The following is a 20,430-nucleotide window of genomic DNA, read 5'->3' as shown; positions in this document are numbered from 1 at the left end:
TGGTAAAGTTGTAAAGTCTCAAAGTTGCAAAGTCATAAAGGTAGTAGCCTGACTAATTATTATTAATTCGTGATTGCGTATGAGTGTTACGCCACGTCACCCTCTCCTTTGGAGAGGGCGGGGGGTGAGGTCTTCATAAGAGTTATCAACAACGAAAACCTTCGCGAATCTTTGCGCCTTCTTTGTGTTTCTTTCCGAAATAATCCTTTCAAAATATAACGATCTAATAATCATTCTGATAACTATCGGTACTAATGATCTCTCCCCATATCATACAATAACATTTTTAACGTTACTTATCCAGCGGAATTTGTATTTTTATCGGTTATTAACAATTGTCAACATTTTGGAAACAAAAAACATCATATATGCCAAGCTTGAAGCTTTCATTAAAAAGTACTATACCAACGAACTTTTACGTGGAACGATCTTTTTTATTGGCCTCGGGCTACTGTATCTCATCTTTACCTTACTGGTGGAATATTTCCTGTGGCTGCCACAGGGAGGGCGAACGGCGCTATTTTGGATATTCGTTGGAGTAGAAGTGGTCCTGTTGGGGAGATTTATTTTGTTCCCCCTTTCCAGACTGTTCAAATTGCAGAAGGGTATCGACTACCGCCAGGCTTCTTACATCATTGGCACGCACTTCAGCGAGGTAAGCGACAAGCTGACCAACTTCCTGCAGCTGTCGGGGCAATCGCAACAGTCCGAACTACTGGCCGCTTCCATCGAACAGAAAGCCAACAGCCTCCAGCCTGTACCTTTCGCTAATGCTATAAACCTTAAAAAGAATTTGAGATACATCCCTTATGCGGCCATTCCGCTACTGCTGATCTTGTTCTTCATGATCAGCGGCAATTCAGCTGTACTGACAAAGAGTTTTGACAGGGTGGTGAACTACAATAAGCATTATGCACCGCCGGCACCATTTGAGTTTATCGTGACCAATAATTCGCTTACGGCGCAGCAGGACACCGATTTCCTATTGCAGGTAAAAACGCAGGGTACAGTAGTGCCCGAGAATGCCATGATCACCATTGGTGACGAAAATTATTATCTGGAGAGCGTAAAACCCGGCGTGTTCCAATACCGCTTTGAAAAGCCTACGAAGAGCCTGGAATTCCAATTGAAGGCCAACGATGTTACCTCGCAGCCTTATGAACTTGCGGTCGTCGCCGTGCCTACTATTGCCAACTTTGAAATGGTGCTTAATTTTCCGGGCTATTTGGGCAAGAAGGCTGAGGTTGTACGTGGAACAGGCAATGCCGTGGTTCCCGAAGGCACGAAGGTAACATGGAGGGTAAAGGCTTTGGCTACCAAAACTATAGAATGGAACAGCAATGGCGCGGCAACAGCCTTCAATTCAGGTGATAATGGTTTTACTTTGGCCAAAACTATCATGCAAAATACCGATTACCAGATACTTACTTCTAATGATAAAGTAAAAAACCACGAAAAGCTCCAATACCAGATCACGACCATCAAAGACCAGTACCCAACCATCAGTGTCGAGAACGCGCCGGATAGCCTTAAGCTGGACCGCAATATAGTGCTTGGCCAGCTGAGCGATGATTACGGGCTGACGAAATTGCAGATCGTATATTACCCACAGGATAACCCCAACGCCGCCAAACGCCTTAGCCTTGCCGTGAAAAAGGAACCGGTGGATCGCTTTTACTATTCGTTCCCCACAGGACTCGACATTAAGCAGGGTGTGAACTACGAATACTATTTTGAAGTATTCGATAACGATGCGGTACACAACTATAAGAGTACCAAGTCGTCGGTTTTCTCACATAGGGAACTGACAGAGGAAGAGAAACAGGAGAATGCATTGCAGGAGCAGAACAGCAACATCAACAGCCTTGAGAAGTCGATCAAGAACCAGGACAAGCAGATGAGCGAGCTGGATAAGCTGCAAAAAATGGGCAAGGAGAAAACCAATATGGACTTCAAGGACCAGAAGAAGGTGCAGGATTTCATCAATCGCCAAAAACAGCAGGACGAAATGATGAAGGAATTCTCGAAAAAACTGAATGAAAACCTGGAACAGTTCAACCCCGAAAAGAAGGATGAGTTTAAGGAAGAACTGATGAAACGCCTTGAAAAGAATGAGAAGGAGGCTGAGAAGAACCAAAAGCTGTTAGATGAATTGAAGGAGCTTACCAACAAGCTGAAGGAAGAGGAACTGTTCGATAAGATGGATAAGTTCAAGCAGAATGCTAAAGACAACTCCAAGAACCTGGAGCAGCTTGTGGAACTGACGAAACGTTTCTATGTAGAGAAAAAAGCCCAGCAGATCGCCGAAAAGCTGGATAAGCTGGGAGAGAAGCAGGACAAGCTTTCGGAAGATAAGGACAACAATGCGCAGAAGCAGGACGAGATCAATAAGGAGTTTGATAAACTGCAGGAAGAGATGCGCGAACTTGACAAACAGAACAAGGACCTCAAGAAACCTATGGATGTACCTACCGACGAGAAGCAGGAAAAGAGCATTGATGAGGATATGAAAAAGGCGTCTGAAGAACTGAAGAAAGAGAATAAGGACAGTAAGGAAAAAGCATCCAAAGCCAAGCCGAAACAAAAGTCGGCTGCCGAGAAAATGAAGCAGATGGGCGGCCAGATGATGGATGCCATGGCCGGCGGTGAAATGGAGCAGATGGAAGAAGACGTGAAAATGCTCCGCCAGATATTAGATAACCTGTTGGCGTATTCCTTCTCGCAGGAAGATGTAATGGGGCAGTTCAAATCGACTACGGGGCGTTCGGCCTCTTATGCCAAATACCTGAAAAAGCAGCAGGACCTTAAGCAGCAGTTCCGCCATGTAGATGACAGCCTGTTCGCCATGTCGCTGCGCAACCCGAAGATAACCGAACAGATCACCAAAGAGGTGGGTAACGTGCATTACTACGTTGACAAGGCGTTGGCTGACCTTGCCGAGAACATTGTTCCGCGGGGCGTTTCGAACCAGCAGTACGCAGTTACTTCTGCGAATAAGCTGGCCGACTTTCTGAGCGATGTACTTAACAGCATGCAGATGCAGTTGCAGGGCATGGGCGAAGGAAAGGGCAAGGGTAAAGGGCAAGGCAAGGGACAGGGCCAGGGCGAAGGCATGCAGCTTCCGGACATAATAAAAAAACAGGAAGGCCTTGCCAAAAAGATGCAGGAAGGAATGGATAAGGACAAAGGCAAAGGGAAGAAACCAGGAGAGGGTGAAGAGCCCGGCGGTGGCGAAAAAGGAAATAAGGACGGCAAAGGTAAAGGCCAGGGCCAGCAGGGTGAGGGCGATGGTGAAGGCGGAGAAGGTGATGCAGGTAAGCTTTTAGAGATATACAAAGAGCAACAGCGCCTTCGCGAGGAGTTGCAGAAAGCACTCGAAAAGGAAGGTATGGGCGGCAATGGGCAGAATGCTATGAAGCAGATGAAGGACATTGAAAAGCAGCTGCTCAACAAAGGCCTGAACAAGCAAACCATGGAGAAGATGCAAAACCTGAAGCACGAGCTATTGAAGCTTGACAAAGCCATGCAGCAACAGGGCGAGGAGAACAAGCGCCAGTCGCAGACCAACCAGAAAGACTTTAGTAACGCGCCAAGGGAACTTCCTGAGGCACTGAAAGAATATTTAAATAGCGTGGAGATATTAAACCGGCAAAGCCTACCTTTGCGCCCAAATTTTAATCAAAGGGTGCAAACCTATTTCAGGAAAGATGATAAGCTTTAATTACGAGACCGATTTTGAGTTGGCCGATGAGCCAAAGTACGAAGCATGGCTATCGCAAGTGATCGACTCTGAGGAGTATGAAGAAGGGGAGATCAACTATATCTTCTGCAACGATGAAGACCTGTTGCAGAAGAACATTGAGTTCCTCGATCACGATACCCTGACCGATATCATTAGTTTTGACTACACGATGGGCAGCCTGATCAGTGGCGACATCTTTATTTCGGTAGAGCGTGTCCGCGAAAATGCAGCCGAGTTCGGCGTGGTTTTTGAGGACGAGCTGCGCCGTGTAATGGTCCACGGCATACTGCATTATTGCGGTTACAAAGACAAGACCGACGAAGATGCCCTTGAAATGCGTGCGAAGGAAGATGAGAAGATGGAAATGTTCCACGTGGAACTATAATTAAATTGCCGTACCATTTATTGTTCCACGTGGAACAATAATACTTTTTATTTTATATAACAATCCTTGTTCCACGTGGAACAAGGAGAAAGAAATAGACAATGTTCAACGAGGTATATGATGTGATAGTTGTGGGGGCTGGGCACGCTGGAAGCGAAGCCGCGGCCGCCGCTGCTAATATGGGGTCGAAGACCCTGCTGGTGACGATGAGCCTGCAAAACATAGCGCAAATGTCCTGCAATCCTGCTATGGGCGGCATTGCAAAAGGACAGATCGTGCGGGAGATCGACGCTTTGGGAGGCTATTCGGGGATCGTGACGGATAAAACAGCCATCCAGTTCAAAATGCTTAACAAGTCCAAAGGGCCTGCCATGTGGAGCCCCCGTGCACAGAGCGATAGGATGCGTTTTGCAGAGGAATGGCGGCTGATGCTGGAGCGCACCCCAAACCTGGATTTTTACCAGGAAATGGTGTCAGGACTAATTATTGAGAACGGCAAAATTGCCGGTGTTCGTACATCGCTGGGCATAGAGATAAAGGCGAAAGCCGTTGTATTGACCAATGGTACGTTCCTGAACGGATTGATCCATATCGGGGAGAAACAGTTTGGCGGTGGTAGGGCAGGAGAGGGCGCTGCCTATGGTATTACCGAGGATCTCGTGCGTGTGGGATTTGAAGCAGGAAGAATGAAAACAGGCACCCCGCCACGCGTAGACGGGCGCTCGCTTGACTACTCTAAAATGGAGGAGCAGCCCGGTGACGATAAGCCGGATAAGTTCTCTTATTCTAACGTAACGCAGCCATTGAAACAGCAGCGTTCATGTTACATGACGTATACGTCGCAGGAAGTACATGACATATTGAAAGAGGGTTTTGACCGTTCACCAATGTTCAATGGCCGCATAAAAAGCCTTGGACCACGCTACTGTCCATCTATAGAAGACAAGATCAACCGCTTTGCCGATAAAGACCGACATCAGTTGTTCGTTGAGCCGGAAGGCTGGGATACGGTAGAGGTATATGTGAACGGCTTTTCTACCTCGTTGCCGGAGGATGTCCAGTTTAAAGCATTACGTTCGGTTGCGGGATTTGAGAATGTGAAGTTCTTCCGTCCCGGTTACGCGATAGAGTACGACTACTTCCCGCCAACACAGTTGAAGCACACGCTTGAAACAAAGCTGGTCGAAGGATTGTATTTCGCGGGCCAGATAAACGGTACAACGGGCTATGAAGAAGCGGCTTCGCAAGGGCTTATGGCGGGTATTAATGCACATTTGAAAGTACATGATAAAGATCCGTTCATCCTGAAGCGTAACGAGGCCTATATAGGCGTTCTGATAGACGATCTGATCACCAAAGGTACTGAAGAGCCTTACCGGATGTTCACCTCGCGTGCTGAATACCGTACGTTGCTGCGCCAGGACAATGCCGATTTCAGGCTTACGCCCCTGTCATACGAAATTGGCCTTGCCAAAGAAGACAGGATGCGCAGGATGGAACTAAAGCGTGATAAAAGTGATGCGTTCGTAAACTTCTTTAAAACTACAAGTGTGAGCCCTGCAGAAGTAAACCCTGTTCTGGAAGCCAAGGATACTCCGGGGGTAAATCAGCCGGATAAAATGTTTAAAGTACTATCCCGTCCGCAAATTGAAATGGTAGATATGCTTAAGTTCGATAAGGTAAGGGATTATATTGCCGAACACGAACTGGATACTGAAATGATAGAGCAGGCAGAGGTGCAGGTAAAGTATTCGGGCTATATCGAAAAAGAAAAGAACAATGCCGACAAGTTGAATAGGCTTGAAGATGTAGCGATCCCCGAAACTTTTGATTATGACAAGGTAAGATCGTTGTCGCACGAGGCCCGTGAAAAGATGAAAAAGATCAGGCCGGTTACCATATCACAGGCATCGCGCATAAGCGGTGTATCTCCTGCAGATGTATCGGTATTATTAATACACATGGGACGATAATGAAAATGTTCCACGTGAAACGATTTATAAAAACCCTTTCGAGTAAAGGGTTTTTAGTGTTTTTGATACTGATATTGGCAGTGTCATGCATTACGCCGAGACATACTGTAGAGATCAACAATTTTGTACTGATGGATAATGGCAAAGAAGTGTTGGGGAGGGAAAAGGGTTTAACAGCTTTCGTATTTGAGAACAACCAAAGTAAAATGCCCTTTGCGCAATTCCTTGCCACGAAGTATAATTTAGGGAATTATACCGATATAGCTTATTGGGTAACTGTAGATGGCCATCGCCTTAAAGTTATGTTGTATACGAATGATGAACTTGAAAAGTATTTTGATGTATCGCAATTTATGGTGACCAATGCAGAGACAGAAGTGAACACGCTTACCAAAGCGAGGTTTTTGGCGCTATCAGTGATCAGTGAAATGAATGAGGACTGCCTTGAAGATAATTCCCTGTACAAAAACATTACTATCAAATACCTCGAAAGATTAAAAGACGAATTCAATAAAAGCTAATGGATTTTAGTAACGCTACAACATATATCAAAGTTAAGGACCACTCTGTGTCAGGAGAAGAATTTGAGCTACTGCTCGATGCTGACCTTGAACTCCTTAAAACGCACCCTCAGCCAGCTCCCGGAAAACTTGGGCGCTATTACGAAAGTGATGATTATATTTCACACACGGACGGAAAGAGGTCGCTATTCGAAAAGATCTACCATACAGTAAAGCAAAAGGCATTACGTGATAAAATAAAGTTAATACAGAACTTCCAGCCACAAAAGGGGAAACTGTTAGATATTGGTGCAGGCACCGGAGATCTTTTGGCTGTAGCAAAAGCCAATGGCTGGGATATTGCAGGCATTGAGCCCAATGATAAAGCGAAAAAAATAGCAGAGAGTAAGGGCGTGGTATTTATGGAAGGCTTAGAGGCAATTGCCGATGAGTCATATGATGTCATCACCATGTGGCATGTATTGGAACACGTTCCTGATGTAGATGCCCAGATCTCAGAACTGAAAAGGATCATTAAGCCCGATGGAGTGATCATTATTGCGGTGCCGAATTACAGATCATACGATGCCCAATACTACGGAGAATTTTGGGCAGCTTACGACGTTCCAAGGCATTTGTGGCATTTCTCAAAAACGGCTATTGAAAAACTTTTCGCACGCCAGGGCATCAAACTAATTAAGGTACTGCCAATGAAATTTGATAGTTTTTACGTCAGCCTTCTTTCTGAGAAATATAAAAACGGGAAAATGAATTTTGTCAAAGGATTTTTGACCGGATGGAAGTCTAACCGTAAAGCATCACGAAATATGGAGTATTCATCTCACATTTATGTCATGAAAATCGCTAAAAATTAAATAGAGCTCATTTTAGGGCCTTTTTAAGCGATAAATGTGTAACTAGTGGGAATAATTGAGAAAATGGCTTAAAACGATTTGTTTAAAGCCTGTTTCAATTATTATAATTTATTATTATTTGGTTGTTCATAGTAATTATTTATAGACGGTCTTTCCTTCGTATTTTCTTTATCCGGAGGCGATCAGGCACTTTCCTGTTGATCAAGCAAAAATATTTTGGTAATAAAGTCAATATCATATCTACTTAAATGAATTTTGGCACATAAAAACTAATCACTACTTTTACGCGAAATTTTTAATCTAAATCCAGGAAATGAAAAAATCATTATTGATATTCGGTTGTGCTTTGGCAATGTTCTCATGCAATAAAGAAGGAGGAGAGGCTTCCGGATTTAAGACTGCCTACGTTGATACATCTAAACTTTCAAAAGACTATGAGGAATTTAAAGACCTTGAGTCACAAAGCAAAGTAAAGATGGAAGAAATGGGCAGGGAACTTGATGGCAAAGTAAATCAATGGAAACTTGATGCTGCCAGTTTTCAGGAAGAAGCTAAGGTAAAGGGGCCCCAGTGGGCACAACTTAAAGGGCAGGAACTCCAGAAAAGGGAGCAGGAGCTCAATATGCTTCAACAGGGAATGATGAAGCAGCTTCAGGATGAATTTGGAGTTAAAAATGACTCTGCTGTTAGCAAGATGAAAAAGCTGATCAGGGACTACGGAAAGAAAAAGGGTTATGACTACGTTTACGGTACCGGTGATGCAACTAATACTATACTATATGCTAAAGACAGTTATGACATTACTAATGACGTACTTAAAGAATTGAATTCCACATACAAAGGAGGAACTAAATCTGAAGATACACCTAAGAAAGAAGAAGTTAAGAAGTAATTTTCTGTCATATACATAATAAAAAATGCTCCTTTTAAGGGAGCATTTTTTATTATGTTCCACGGGAAACATTCATTAGATCAAAAGTACAATATAAGATTTTTTTCTTTTATATAAGTAAAAATTTGTACTTTCGGCATTATTTACACGCCAATGGAAACACTATCTACCGCCGCATCGTATGCACTCAAATTCATCAATCAAACCAACAGATCTGTATTCCTTACCGGAAAGGCCGGTACAGGGAAAACAACATTACTGCGCGAGATCATTCGTACCACACACAAGAATACGGTTGTTGTCGCTCCGACAGGCATTGCCGCGCTCAATGCGGGAGGTGTCACGATCCACTCCATGTTCCAGTTGCCCTTTGCCGGCTTCCTACCTGAAAACAACATCCCATTCCAGTTTAGCGATTCTGTAAAATTTGAAACAAAGGACAGCCTGAGGCGCCATTTCCGTATGCGAGGTGACAAGAAGGCCGTGCTGGAGAACCTGGAGCTGCTCGTGATCGACGAAGTGAGCATGCTGCGAGCCGACCTCTTGGATGCGATAGACTATATGCTGCGGACGACTCGCAGGAAAGACCTGCCTTTTGGTGGTGTACAGGTACTTTTCATTGGCGACCTGCTTCAGTTGCCGCCAGTGGTGCGCAACGAGGAATGGGAGGTCCTGAAAAAATATTATAAAGGTAAATTCTTTTTCCACTCGCATGTGGTACTGCAAAACCCGCCATTGTACATAGAGTTGGACAAAATTTACCGCCAGACTGACGAGGCTTTTATTGGAGTGCTTAACAATTTGAGGAACAATGTGATAACAAGTTCCGACCTTGCCATCCTCAATGGTTTTGTGAACCCTGCATTCGACATAAAGAAGGATAAGGGCTATATTACACTAACCACACACAATGCCAAAGCTGATGCCATGAACGCGGCATCGCTCGAAGAACTTGAAGGTAAGCAGTATATATACCGGCCGGACATAGTAGATGATTTTCCAGATAAGATATATCCGGTAGAAGAGGAGCTAAAGCTGAAAGTAGGTGCGCAGGTCATGTTCATCAAGAATGACCTTTCTCCCGAAAAGCGCTACTTCAACGGGAAAATAGGGGTTATAAAGTCACTATCGGAGGACGAAGTGCTCGTACATTTCCCTGAGGAGAATGTTACCATCGAGGCCGAAAAATATGAATGGAAGAACGTACGCTATTTTGTAGATGCTGTCACCAAAGACATTAATGAAGAGGTACTGGGTACATTCACACAGTATCCTCTGCGTCTGGCATGGGCCATAACAGTACATAAAAGCCAGGGGTTGACGTTTGACAAAGCTGTACTCGATGTATCGCGGGTTTTCATGCCGGGGCAGGCCTATGTGGCTTTGTCGCGTTTGCGTTCGCTAGAGGGGCTTATTTTGCTTTCTCCGATGCAAATGAATGGCATTTCGAGCGATGCAGATGTAATGGATTATGCTTCGGCCAAAGCCGAAACATCGCACCTCGAGCAATCACTGAAGCTTGAAACACAAAATTTTATCCATAACTTTTTGGTAAACAGTTTTTTATGGAACGAACTGGCCACAGAATGGCAACGACACAAAATGAGCTACCTGCAGGAGGGGCCAAAGGCGCTCAAATCGCAGTACCGCGAATGGGCCGCCCGCCACGAGAACAGCATCCACGGATTGTTGGATGCATCGGGCAGGTTCATTAACCAGCTCAACAAGCTTTTTGCACAGCAGCCTATAGATCTGGTCTTTATCGGTGAGAGGGTTACAGCGGCGACCGACTACTTTTTCCCAACACTCGACCGTATGGTCCAGGGGATCTTGGAGACGATGGAGGAAATAAAGCGCCATCGCAAAGCGAAACAGTTCTACGAGGAGCTGGCCGAACTCGAGGACCTGCAAACCGCTGCGGCAGTACGGCTTATGAAGGCCAGGCTGCTGATCGACCTGGTAAAGGAGGGCACAAGTATTAGCAGGGAAAGCCTCATTACCCCCGAAATAGGATCATACAAGGCTAAAAAGCTAGACGCCATACGGGCAATAATGCGCAACAGCCATGCGTCCCTCATGGATGGCGATGATGAGGAAGAACTGTATGTTGCGCAACGCTATGTGTCCAAAAAGAAAAAACCGTCTGAAGCGAAGAAAACCACTATTGATGAGACTTTTGAGTTTTGGCAGCAAAAAATGTCGGTAGAAGATATTGCACGAATCCGCAAACTGACCATCCAGACGATAGAAGGCCATCTAGCGAAACTTATTGAGTCGGGCAAGGTCGAACTTACCGACCTGCTGCCAAGCGACCGCATAGAAACCCTAAAGGCCGCATTTGAGGGGTTTGAAGGCGAATCTCTTAGTCCTCTTAAGGAAAAGCATGGTAATACGTTCACGTGGAGCGAATTGAGGTTTTACCGGGCTGCGCTTGATTGAGCGTAATAGAAAAGCCCCGCCTAAAATATCGGGCGGGGCTATACTAAATATATTTTTGAGTTTAGAAGATCACTTTTTTCGAAATTTTCACGCCACTCTCTGTTAATGCGGTCACAATTAGGAATTGCTGTTGCGGCAGTAATGAACTGATCGAAGTCTCTGTGTCATTAATAGCAGCTTTTTCAAAGATAGTCTTTCCGTGGACGTCGAATATTTCAACCGATGTCAGATTGATTTTCCCTGAATTAATGTTCAGTACATTGCCTTGTTTGTAGACAATGATGCCATTGCCTGAAACTGAAGGGATATCCGTATCCAACGCTTCTGCATACACGACCCGGAATCTGTCGTTAAATGTTCCTGCTTCAGTGGCAAACTCATAACCTCCGCCCCTAATGTCATGCGTAATGCCCAGATAATTATCTTCCAGGTAAATATCCTGGGTTGTAAAAAGCCCGTCTGTTTTATCAAGTACAATGGTAAGCATTCCCGCTTCCTCGACCCTGAACCCAACAGGAACAATGTCTTCTGTAGAAAAAGGAAGGCTTCGTGCCTGTATGGCAAGCATATTTTCCGCTTCAACAGTGTACAGCTTTAAGCTGCCTTCATTTACTCGGGCCTTACCGTCCATTCCGTAATCCATTCCCATCGTAGCACCTGTCCTGTAATTGACCAACGTTTGCCCAAAATAGTCGCCGCCTTTGGAAATGTTGAGCCAAAAACGGTTATTTTCGGTCTCGCTGTTCATGGCGTTACGGAAAAACCTGTTGCTGTTATCGGCTTCGCGAAGGCTGTTATTGAATATTATATTGGCAGGAGAAGATGATGCCGCCTGAACAAAGAAGCCCTGTCCGGTCCTTATGACCCCTTGTGGATCGAATGCTTCGCTATCTTCAAGTGCACCATTTCCAACATAGTCACCATCTGCCATTACAGTACAATAACTTGAAGTTGCAGGATTATTGGTCTTTCTCCAAAACCACAGCTGACCGGTTATATTGAGGGAGTTCCTGCTTACGAACTTTTCAACGCTGATCGCAGAAGGATACGGATTACCAATAAGCGTATATCTTTGAGACGGGTCATTGCTGGTATTCATGGGAATAGAAACAGTACCACTGTTAGGCAGGCCTTCAAATTCGCCTTCCCATATTGTCGGGGTATCAGGATGGTTATTTGCCACTCGGATCAAATAGCCACGGCCTTTGTCAAATATTGTTTCCGATTCCTCCCCTAGGCCCTGTATGGTGTTGTAAATGTTTGTAGCAGAATTATATGTATAAAAACGGTTAGGAAGCGTTTCGGGCGAAAATCCAAAAAGGTTTTGGCCTGTAACCGGCGAAGACCACAAAGTGTAGTCGAGCCTTTTTATCGCAGAACTATTCCTTAGCACTTTAATTTTTCCGGAATTTTGGATATTATCGATTTGGATAAGGTTAGCATTATTTTCCACTACCATCGAAGCTGTTGGGTCAACATTTACAAAATTAGCTACAGTAAGGTTAACATCAGATTCAACAATAACTTGCGCAGTCCCGCTGACAAATAGTGTACACATTTCCAAGTCTTCATCTACGGTTAGTGAACCCGATGCTATAACTGCCGTTTTGGTAATGTCGGGTGTGCCATCGCTCCATTCCGTGCCATTCCATGTAGTAATTTCGGGGCATCTTCTTTCTACAAGGAGGTGATTAAAGTAAATCCTGTTATGGGGGTTGTCGCCATTGGTAGTACCCACGTATAGTTTGTACCCTCCTATAGTACCCGACTTTTCACCAGTAGTTACAGTGCCGCCTGTGTTACTAGTAAGCCTTATTTCGCAGGTGGTGGCTGTTAGTTGGAACGCTTCTAAGGTAAAAATAGAATTGACACTGGGGCTTAGTTCATCATTTACAATTACAAAAGAACCATCATCTTCGCTGCCAAATCTGTAATTGCCCAATGCAATTCCAAAAGTAGCAAGCCTTACTGAGCCATCATCTGTTGTTATATCAATACCTTTATATCCGCTGCCATTCCCGGTTGCTATCTTTATCGAGAAAACTTGTCCCGGAAGCAGGTACGACCTTGCATCACCAGGGTCTGCTATTGACCCTGTGCCGCGAAAATACCTTGTAGCACCAACACCTTGCTGATTATAACCATAAATATAAAAAGCCTGCCCATCTGTATTTACATCACCAAGGCCTACTGCAGTACTACTCCCGAGTGAAAAGCCCGAAGTTTCGCTGCCTCCCTGCAACTGCCAAGGAACAAAGCCCATCCCCCGGCCGGAACCATAGGTGAATTCGCCTTCATCATAATTTGAAGCTTCATCATGACTCGTGGGGTTTTGGGCATAGGTTTGACTAGCTAATAATGCCAAAAATAGGACTGATGCCGTTTTAAAACATTTAAAATAAATGTGTTTCATATGGTTGTAGTTGGATTTCGCGGCAAAAATAAGTCAAAGCCTCGGTATCAACCAAATTTTTTCTTTTAAAGTAGATTGTTAATGAGAAAGTTACGGATAAACAGCAGATTTAATCGTTGTATATCATCAAAATTACCGGTAAGTATAATAAAAAAGCCCCGATGCAATGTGCAGTGGGGCTGATTCATAGTGAGGGGACAGCGCTAAAAAATTATCTTCTTATTTGTTATAACACCGTTCACATCAGTTATTTTAATTATAAGCATTTGTTCCTGAGACTGCAGTGTAGAGATAACCGCAGAAACATCATTAATATCATTGGTGATGTATAACACCCTTCCGCGGGTATCATATACTGAAACCGACTTCATATTTACCTTACCGGAATCGATGTGTATAATATTTTCCATTTTATAGATCCTGATGGCATTTGCCTGCGCTACAGGGTTTCCTGTTCCCAGAGCTTCTGCGTATACTACCTCAAACCGCCCGGTAATAATTCCTGCTTCGGTGGCAAATGAATAAGGTCCCTGGCTCAAGTTATGTGTTGTGCCTCCTAACAGGTTGTCCTTTATGAAAATATCCTGCCCTTCGGTAAACACACCATCAACATGGTCGATAGCGATGATATAGTTTCCTGCGGTAGAAATTTTCATTTCCAGCGGAACAATGTCAGCTGCGTTAAATGTTCCGCGAGCCTGTATGCCTAGTTTAGATTGCCCGGCAAGTGAATATAGCGATATTTTACCATCGGTAAGGGCCCTGCCATCCCAGCCATAATCAATATCAAGGGTAGTATTATCTGTATACGCTACAGACATTTGGCTAAACTCACTATCAGTCCCTGTAAGGTTAAGCCATAGCCTCGACTTCTGCAGATCCTGGGCATTCCTAAAGAATTGTCCATTATTTATTCCACGGCGCATTTCATTATTGAAAGATATCGTGTTGGTTACAGCCTCGACAATAAAGCCTTGTCCGGTATTTATCACCCATTCATCGCTCTCATCAGGGTCAGTGAACACTCCATCACTGCTATCGCCCCCTAAAGCATCATTTTCTATGTACCCGGCAAGGGTCAATGAAGCGTAACTTGATGCCTCACTGTCGTTTTTCTTTCTCCAGAAGAATAATGGCGCATCTTGTGCAAGATTACTTGCGTTCTCGGCATAAAAATCTGCTATATTGATCGATGACGGATACGGATTACCGACTGCATTGAAGCCAGGTATTGCAGATACATTAACATCTCCATTGTGAGGCACTCCGGTAAATGTCCCTGTCCAGGAAACACCAGGAATAGTAACGTTAACAAAGTCAAGGTGATCGTTCGCAACACGGATCAGGTAACCTATTCCTTCCCCAAAATTAGTGCTTGAAGGATTAGTTACTGAGCTATAAGTATCGTTTACAGGATTGTAGGTGTAAAAACGGTTGCTCAAAGTTTCAGGTGAGAATTCCTGAAGCAGCTGGCCTTCGACCGGCGATGACCACAGTGTATAGTCGAGCCTGTATAATGGCGAACTGGTTTTAACAACGCTTATGCTGCCACTATTATTTACATCGCGTACCTGTATAAGGTTAGCATTATTCTCTACAGTGAATGTTCCCCCGTTCACGGTTACTGCGCCATCGACAGTCATATTAAATCCTGCCGGTATTACAACGTCTGCATCAGTGTTTACAACAACTGTACATGCAGCAAGATCAGATGTTGCGGTATAATCGGCATTGAAAATAACGGCTGTGGTCGCAGTAGGTGTGCCGTTGCTCCAGGTACCATTCCATGTAGTTGAACTGATCTTTATTTCGATATAGTTGGAATATACTATCGGGCAAGAGCCATTTTGTATAACTGCCCTTATATACCTTGTAGAAGTAAGGCCGCTTCCTATCAGCGCACCAGTGAGTGTTGGAGAGTTGCTTGCAATGAAAGCAGGGTTTGTAAAGCCGGTATTTGTAGAACGTTCCCAACGTACGATCGTACCATTGTAACCGGTCAGCGTAATGTCTGCAGGGGTAGTGTTGGCACATATTTCCTGGTTGCCGGTTAGCGTTCCCGCCACCGGAGGTGTAGTTACGGTAACATCTGCAGTATCAGACGATACGATACCATTGGCATCCCTCACAGTAAGGGTATAGGTAATAGTGCTGGCAGTACTTGTGGGAGGAGTGGCCGATGTACCGGTACCTAACCCTCCTGACCATGAGTAACTATATGGCGTATCGCCACCTGAAACTTCAGAAGTTAGGATGACTGCATCACCCTGGCAGAATGAGCCTTCGCCGGAGATAAGCGCTGTAATATTAGAGGCTTTTATTCCGGTAAATACCGATACCTGTCCATCGTTAAGTACTGCATTAGCAGCCGTTAGGGTATTACCGGAAAGCGTCCCGAACTTAACCCATGAGTTAGTATTGATGTTAAAAGTGCCATTGAGCTGTGCAGCCGCCAGGGTGTTTTCGCCACCCACAGCATCACCTGTTATGTAATTTGCTGTAACAGTTGCAATGGCGCCGGTAATACCTGTTTGCGTAACATTCCAGTAACGGGTCATGTAACTGCCTGTGCTGTAATTATTCGGATGTACCGCATCCCTCAGGTTCACGCTTATATAGGCGTTCGTAAACGATGACGCCGATGTTACATTCACGGTTATCGGCGAATAGGATGGATTGCTGGTAAGTTCTCCTATTGGGAACAGGTAAGACCCTGTAGCCGTATAGGGCCTGCGCACAACGCCAGTACCTTCCGCAGCGATCATGGTTGAGGCTGAGAAGCTTCCCGCTATCGCATTATCGCCTAAAGTCAGGTTAAAATTACCAATGTTGAACACAGCCGAAGTTAATGTCAGCGTATTTGAAACCGAAGCACCGGCGGTCAATTGTACACTGCCCAGAGTATTGTTGATCGTAAGATTATTGAATGCCGGGCTTGTGGTTCCGCCGATCTGCTGCACATCGCCATCAGAACCTGTCATTGCAATAGTCTTACCGGTAAAGTCTACAGCTGCATTTGTCGTCAAATTTCCATTGATATTCAGCGTTGTTGGGAAGACCGCACCCGTTCCGGTAATGATCAGGTTATGATAGGCCGATTGCGTACCATTTGGTGTGACAACCGTTTGGTTGGTACCGGTATAGCGGAAGGTACTCTCTACCGCGCCGGTTATAAAGCTGCCCGACTTGGTAAAAGTACCCGCAAGGCGAATATCGGCATTGGTTAGCGACCTCAATGTTGTGCCCGTATTTACGGTAAGATTGTTAAAAGTCGTTATACCGGCAATAGTAGCGTCCAAAGTATTACTGCTATTGTCAAAGATCACAGTTCCTGCTGCCGGGTTAAAAGTTCCTTTATTGATCCATGCACCCGTGGTTCCTTTAACGGTCAGTGTAGAAGTACCTGCGGGAGCGTTTAATATTCCATTCGCCTCAATTGACATGGTTGCTACCTCTGAGGAGGCATTGAATTCCGGATCGTTAGGAGTTGTTCCGGCATCCGGTATAATTACATTCGTGTTAAAATCCGGGCTGCCATTTGGTGTCCAGTTGGCTGCAGTGGTCCACGATGTGCTGGCTGATCCGTTCCAAACCAATGTATTGGCAACTGAATTGGCAAATCCAAGGTGGTAAGAGCCAAATGCCGATCCAAAGAAGGCAACGTTCACGTTAGCAAGTTCTACGAAATTAAAGAATGTGCTATAATTGGTTCGGCTTTGCGCAATTGGTGTTCCTGCGCCGATAGGCACGACCCAGTCTACCAGCCTGCTTTCAGTATTTCCGTTCAGTTCCGAATCCAGGTAGTGCGAAGTAATGATGCCCTTTGTTCCCGTACCTCCGGTTTGTATGAATTCATACCTCCTTGATACCGCATCAGTCTTGTTGGTCGGTGTCACGCCGAGCTCTAATTTAAGGCTAATAGATGTTGGTAGCGTACCCACCGGAGGGAAAAATATGGAGGTATATGGGTGACCGAACGTATATTGCTTATTCGAAACGATACCTGTATTGCGGGTAATGATACCGCTTACTTCGCCTACGCCGGTATTTACAGCATCTGGACCCATGAACAGGGTATTGCTCCCTGTGGCTAAGCTTCCCGATGTAGTAGTTGGGTTAGCGTTAGGAAGGCTAAGGATGCCATTTACGGTCACATTGGCGATAGTAACGGCACCAGTAGCATTGCTGATGGTCACGTTGTTGTATGTACCGCCCGGAAGGGTTTGCTGTGCGGCTCCGTTAAGGATGACCACACCCATACCTGCCCATGTTTTTCCTAACGGGAGCGGTGCCGATGAGGTATTTTGTGTAGTTATCGTACCGCTGTTAGATACTGTTGACAGCGCGCCGCTGAGGGCGTTAGTGCCGAGGTTGAGTGTTTGCAGTTCGTTCACGGTCAATGTGCCCGCTATTGCCAGTGGCGTGGCTGCGGTCACAGTATTATTGCTGGTCGTAGCTATTGTCAGGTTATTCAGCAGGTTGGTCGTTCCCGGTGTCGTTTGGTCAAAGCTAAGGGTTGGGCTTAAAGTACCGTTCAAAATGATGTTACTCGAAGCGCTTCCCCTAAGGTTACCCGATGCCGTAGCGGTCATTGTTCCCGACAAGGTCAGTGTGTTGGCGCCGATCGACAAGTAGCTGTTGTTAGAGAACACAATGCTGCTGTTTACTGTAGTAGCACCCGAAAGCGATGTGTTTCCAGCTACAGTATACGTTTCGGCCGTCCCATTAAATGATGCGAAAGTAGAGGTCGGGTTAGCCACGATCACGATATCATCAACAGCTATTTCGTCGAAAACTGTACCCGATACCGCTGCACCGCTCCAACGGATGTATCCGTACGCATTCGCGGCAATGCTCACCGGTATGGTGGCTACTTTAAAATAGGCCTTCCAGCCCGGCGCGGCATCAGCTGCTGCCGTTGTGGTGTGGCTAAGCCCCGCAACATCGGTATAAGCAGTGTTATTTGAAGACCAGCTAAAGTTCAGGCTGTTCGACCCTGCCTCATCATTATAAACATATACTTTGTAGCCAACGCTTACCGATGTTATTGGAGCTCCGGTTTGGTTTTGGAAGCGCAGTGTTATCGATCCCGGTGAGAATTCACCTGTAGCAGGCTGCACACCAAGTGCATAGTTATTACTCCCCACGAGGAATGCATATACGCCGTCATCGGTTTCTCCGCCGTCAGAAATCCCGCTCTCGTAGGCCGAATCTTCAGGGCTTTCCCCTCCAAAAGCGATCGCACCATCAGTAAACCCGGTAAATGCCCAGGCGTTGGAGTTCAGTTCTCCCTGTGAAGGCGATGCTGTGATCGAGCCGCCATTGTAAACACCACTGTTAACACCTTCTACAGAGTTGTCAAAAGTAATATTGACGCCTGTGTTTGCAGCAGTTAACTGTAATCCCAAAGGAGCATTTAATGTAAGGCGGCTGCCTGTGGCCGGCGAAGTTGTACGGTAATTTTGCGTACCTGCCGAACCATTAAATTCATATACTGCCACGTGGTATGTCGTGGCAGGATTAAGTCCGCTAATATTTACAGAGTTACCTGAGCCTATGTATGCCACGTAGTTACCTGTGCCAATTTCGCTCCCCTGGCCAAATGCTGCCGAGGAGATATAGGTAGTCCCATCCACAGGAGGGCTGTCAACGGCGCTTCCCGCCTTTATTAGTACGATCCGGTTAGAACCATTGCCCGATGTCCATCCTGCAGTAAAGGATATAGAAGTCACATTGCTGATTACGACTGCAGTTGCAGAGCTTGCAGGCTCTGTTGAAAGCACTGTGGCCGATACAGATATCTGTTTAGATGCCCCGCCTGGCGTAGACAACGTAATGTTCCCAGAATATAAGCCTGCAGGGGCAGAAGCCTTTACACGTGCGTATATCGTGGTCGTAGCAGCTGTTATGGTAGTAAGCTGGTCAGCGTAACCGGAACCACTGCTTGTAGAGACTTCAAAATTGGCAGGGGCAGTAACCGTAATATTGCCAGAGAGGTTAGATCCGGTCGAGGTAAAGCTTTGCGCGCTACTTGCCGTTCCTGCTACAGTGTTGAATGCATTCAGTGCATTGGTAGATGTGGATATCGACGGAACAGCCGCCGGATCTATGGTGAAGCTAAGGCTGTTCGAAATAGCGGATCCGGTCGCTACAGTTATTACAGCCGACCCTGCCGTAGCTATGTCCGCAGCAGAGATCGTTGCGGTTAACTGGCCTGAATTGACCAATGTTGTCGTCCTGTTAGAACCGTTCCAGCGAATTGTGGAACCACTTATAAAGTTAGACCCATTCACGGTAAGCGTAAAGGCAGGGGTTCCAGCTACTCTGGAGGTAGGGGAGATCGAGGTAATGGCAGGTGTGGTTACAGCTACCCTGATATTGTCGAATTGCGCTCCCTGCTTGGACCTGATACCCGCATTCCAGTACATACCGGTTAACGGAAGTGCGGTAACTGTTGAGGCGTTGTTGGTGCCGGATCCCACAAGTGTGAGAGAACCGGTGTTAGGGTCCTGAAATGATGAGGTCCCATCGATCCTCGCATAGAGTTGCCAAAGGTTAGTGGATGGTGTATATACTACCTTAACGCTAAGATATTGGTTGCCGATATCGGACGTAGTATTGATAGTGGTAAGTACATTGGTAGATGTCCTCAAGCCAGCGGTATACCTCACAATGCGTATTGGGTCAATGCTTCCGGACTGCCCGTAAGTAACTGCATATCCGCTTCCTGTAGTAGCCGTAGTATTAGCTGTACCTGCCAAGATAAATGCATTGGCATAGTAACTGGAAGCCATACCCGAAGGGTTGGACCTCGTTTGGCGCATGTTGAACGTCCACGTTACCTGGCCGGGATTATTAGCCAGTGTGGTATTATAGGGCACTGCCACGGCATTATTGGCATAAGCCAGAGCCCAGCCGGCAGCGTTGAAGCTCCCTGTAGCATCGCTACTTAGGGTCAGTATGCCAGAGTTGATCTGGGCGCCAAAGTCGGTTCCGCTTCGTAAGAGCGACCAGGTAGTGTTGGTACCTATAGGGCCGTTGGCCGTTGTGTACGATGTTCCTGCCGAAGTAGTGAAGTCCTGGCTAAAAACCGTCGTCTGCGAAAAAGCAGGGGCAACTGTTGCCAAAAGCAAAACTATCATCCAGCGCAATGTGAAAATGCGTAAATTTTTTTTCATAGTGGAGGATTTAAATTGAGAAAAATGTTGAAT

General features: G+C 45.7%; 9 protein-coding genes. 7 read left to right on the top strand and 2 right to left on the bottom strand.

The features are described from left to right. The first annotated feature begins 346 nt into the window (after nt 1-346). The 7 genes from ACT6R0_RS10550 (at nt 347) to ACT6R0_RS10520 (ending at nt 10,806) form a co-directional block, all read left to right on the top strand. Nucleotides 347-3,721 carry a DUF4175 family protein gene (locus tag ACT6R0_RS10550; RefSeq protein WP_444653505.1) on the top strand — a complete coding sequence of 1,125 codons (3,375 nt, stop codon included), beginning with the start codon at nt 347-349 and terminating at the stop codon, nt 3,719-3,721. After that, on the top strand, nt 3,708-4,127 hold the full coding sequence (gene ybeY, locus ACT6R0_RS10545) for an rRNA maturation RNase YbeY (protein WP_444653506.1): 420 nt from the start codon (nt 3,708-3,710) through the stop codon (nt 4,125-4,127). The genes ACT6R0_RS10550 and ybeY overlap by 14 nt, the downstream gene beginning before the upstream one ends. 101 nt (nt 4,128-4,228) lie before the next feature. Then, nucleotides 4,229-6,100 carry a tRNA uridine-5-carboxymethylaminomethyl(34) synthesis enzyme MnmG gene (gene mnmG, locus ACT6R0_RS10540; protein ID WP_444653507.1) on the top strand — a complete coding sequence of 624 codons (1,872 nt, stop codon included), beginning with the start codon at nt 4,229-4,231 and terminating at the stop codon, nt 6,098-6,100. A 14-nt stretch (nt 6,101-6,114) separates the two neighbouring features. Further along, on the top strand, nt 6,115-6,621 hold the full coding sequence (locus ACT6R0_RS10535; RefSeq protein ID WP_444653508.1) for a hypothetical protein: 507 nt from the start codon (nt 6,115-6,117) through the stop codon (nt 6,619-6,621). Beyond that, complete coding sequence (locus ACT6R0_RS10530) at nt 6,621-7,475, top strand: class I SAM-dependent methyltransferase (protein ID WP_444653509.1); 855 nt, start codon at nt 6,621-6,623, stop codon at nt 7,473-7,475. The genes ACT6R0_RS10535 and ACT6R0_RS10530 overlap by 1 nt, the downstream gene beginning before the upstream one ends. Nucleotides 7,476-7,788: 313 nt before the next feature. Continuing rightward, entirely contained in the window at nt 7,789-8,367 is a 579-nt protein-coding gene (locus tag ACT6R0_RS10525) for an OmpH family outer membrane protein (RefSeq protein WP_444653510.1), read from the top strand. A gap of 153 nt (nt 8,368-8,520) precedes the next feature. Further along, nucleotides 8,521-10,806 (top strand): helix-turn-helix domain-containing protein, encoded by a 2,286-nt coding sequence (locus ACT6R0_RS10520; RefSeq protein WP_444653511.1) that lies wholly within the window; start codon nt 8,521-8,523, stop codon nt 10,804-10,806. Between the two features lie 61 nt (nt 10,807-10,867). Here the strand turns inward: ACT6R0_RS10520 and ACT6R0_RS10515 are convergent, their stop codons facing one another. After that, complete coding sequence (locus ACT6R0_RS10515; protein ID WP_444653513.1) at nt 10,868-13,171, bottom strand: T9SS sorting signal type C domain-containing protein; 2,304 nt, start codon at nt 13,169-13,171, stop codon at nt 10,868-10,870. Between the two features lie 251 nt (nt 13,172-13,422). Continuing rightward, complete coding sequence (locus ACT6R0_RS10510; protein ID WP_444653514.1) at nt 13,423-20,397, bottom strand: T9SS sorting signal type C domain-containing protein; 6,975 nt, start codon at nt 20,395-20,397, stop codon at nt 13,423-13,425. Nucleotides 20,398-20,430 lie beyond the last annotated feature (33 nt).

Origin of the sequence: Flavobacterium sp. (genome assembly GCF_052437795.1) — a bacterium.
GTDB lineage: Bacteria > Bacteroidota > Bacteroidia > Flavobacteriales > Flavobacteriaceae > Flavobacterium.
The sequence above is the reverse complement of the archived record's forward strand: the minus strand, read 5'-3'. Positions and strand labels throughout refer to the sequence as shown.

Bases quoted from the DNA above. Each gene is read 5' to 3' on its own strand.
- mnmG (WP_444653507.1), top strand. From the start codon at position 4,229: ATGTTCAACGAGGTATATGATGTGATAGTTGTGGGGGCTGGGCACGCT.
- ACT6R0_RS10525 (WP_444653510.1), top strand. From the start codon at position 7,789: ATGAAAAAATCATTATTGATATTCGGTTGTGCTTTGGCAATGTTCTCA.
- ACT6R0_RS10530 (WP_444653509.1), top strand. From the start codon at position 6,621: ATGGATTTTAGTAACGCTACAACATATATCAAAGTTAAGGACCACTCT.
- ybeY (WP_444653506.1), top strand. From the start codon at position 3,708: ATGATAAGCTTTAATTACGAGACCGATTTTGAGTTGGCCGATGAGCCA.
- ACT6R0_RS10510 (WP_444653514.1), bottom strand. From the start codon at position 20,397: ATGAAAAAAAATTTACGCATTTTCACATTGCGCTGGATGATAGTTTTG.
- ACT6R0_RS10520 (WP_444653511.1), top strand. From the start codon at position 8,521: ATGGAAACACTATCTACCGCCGCATCGTATGCACTCAAATTCATCAAT.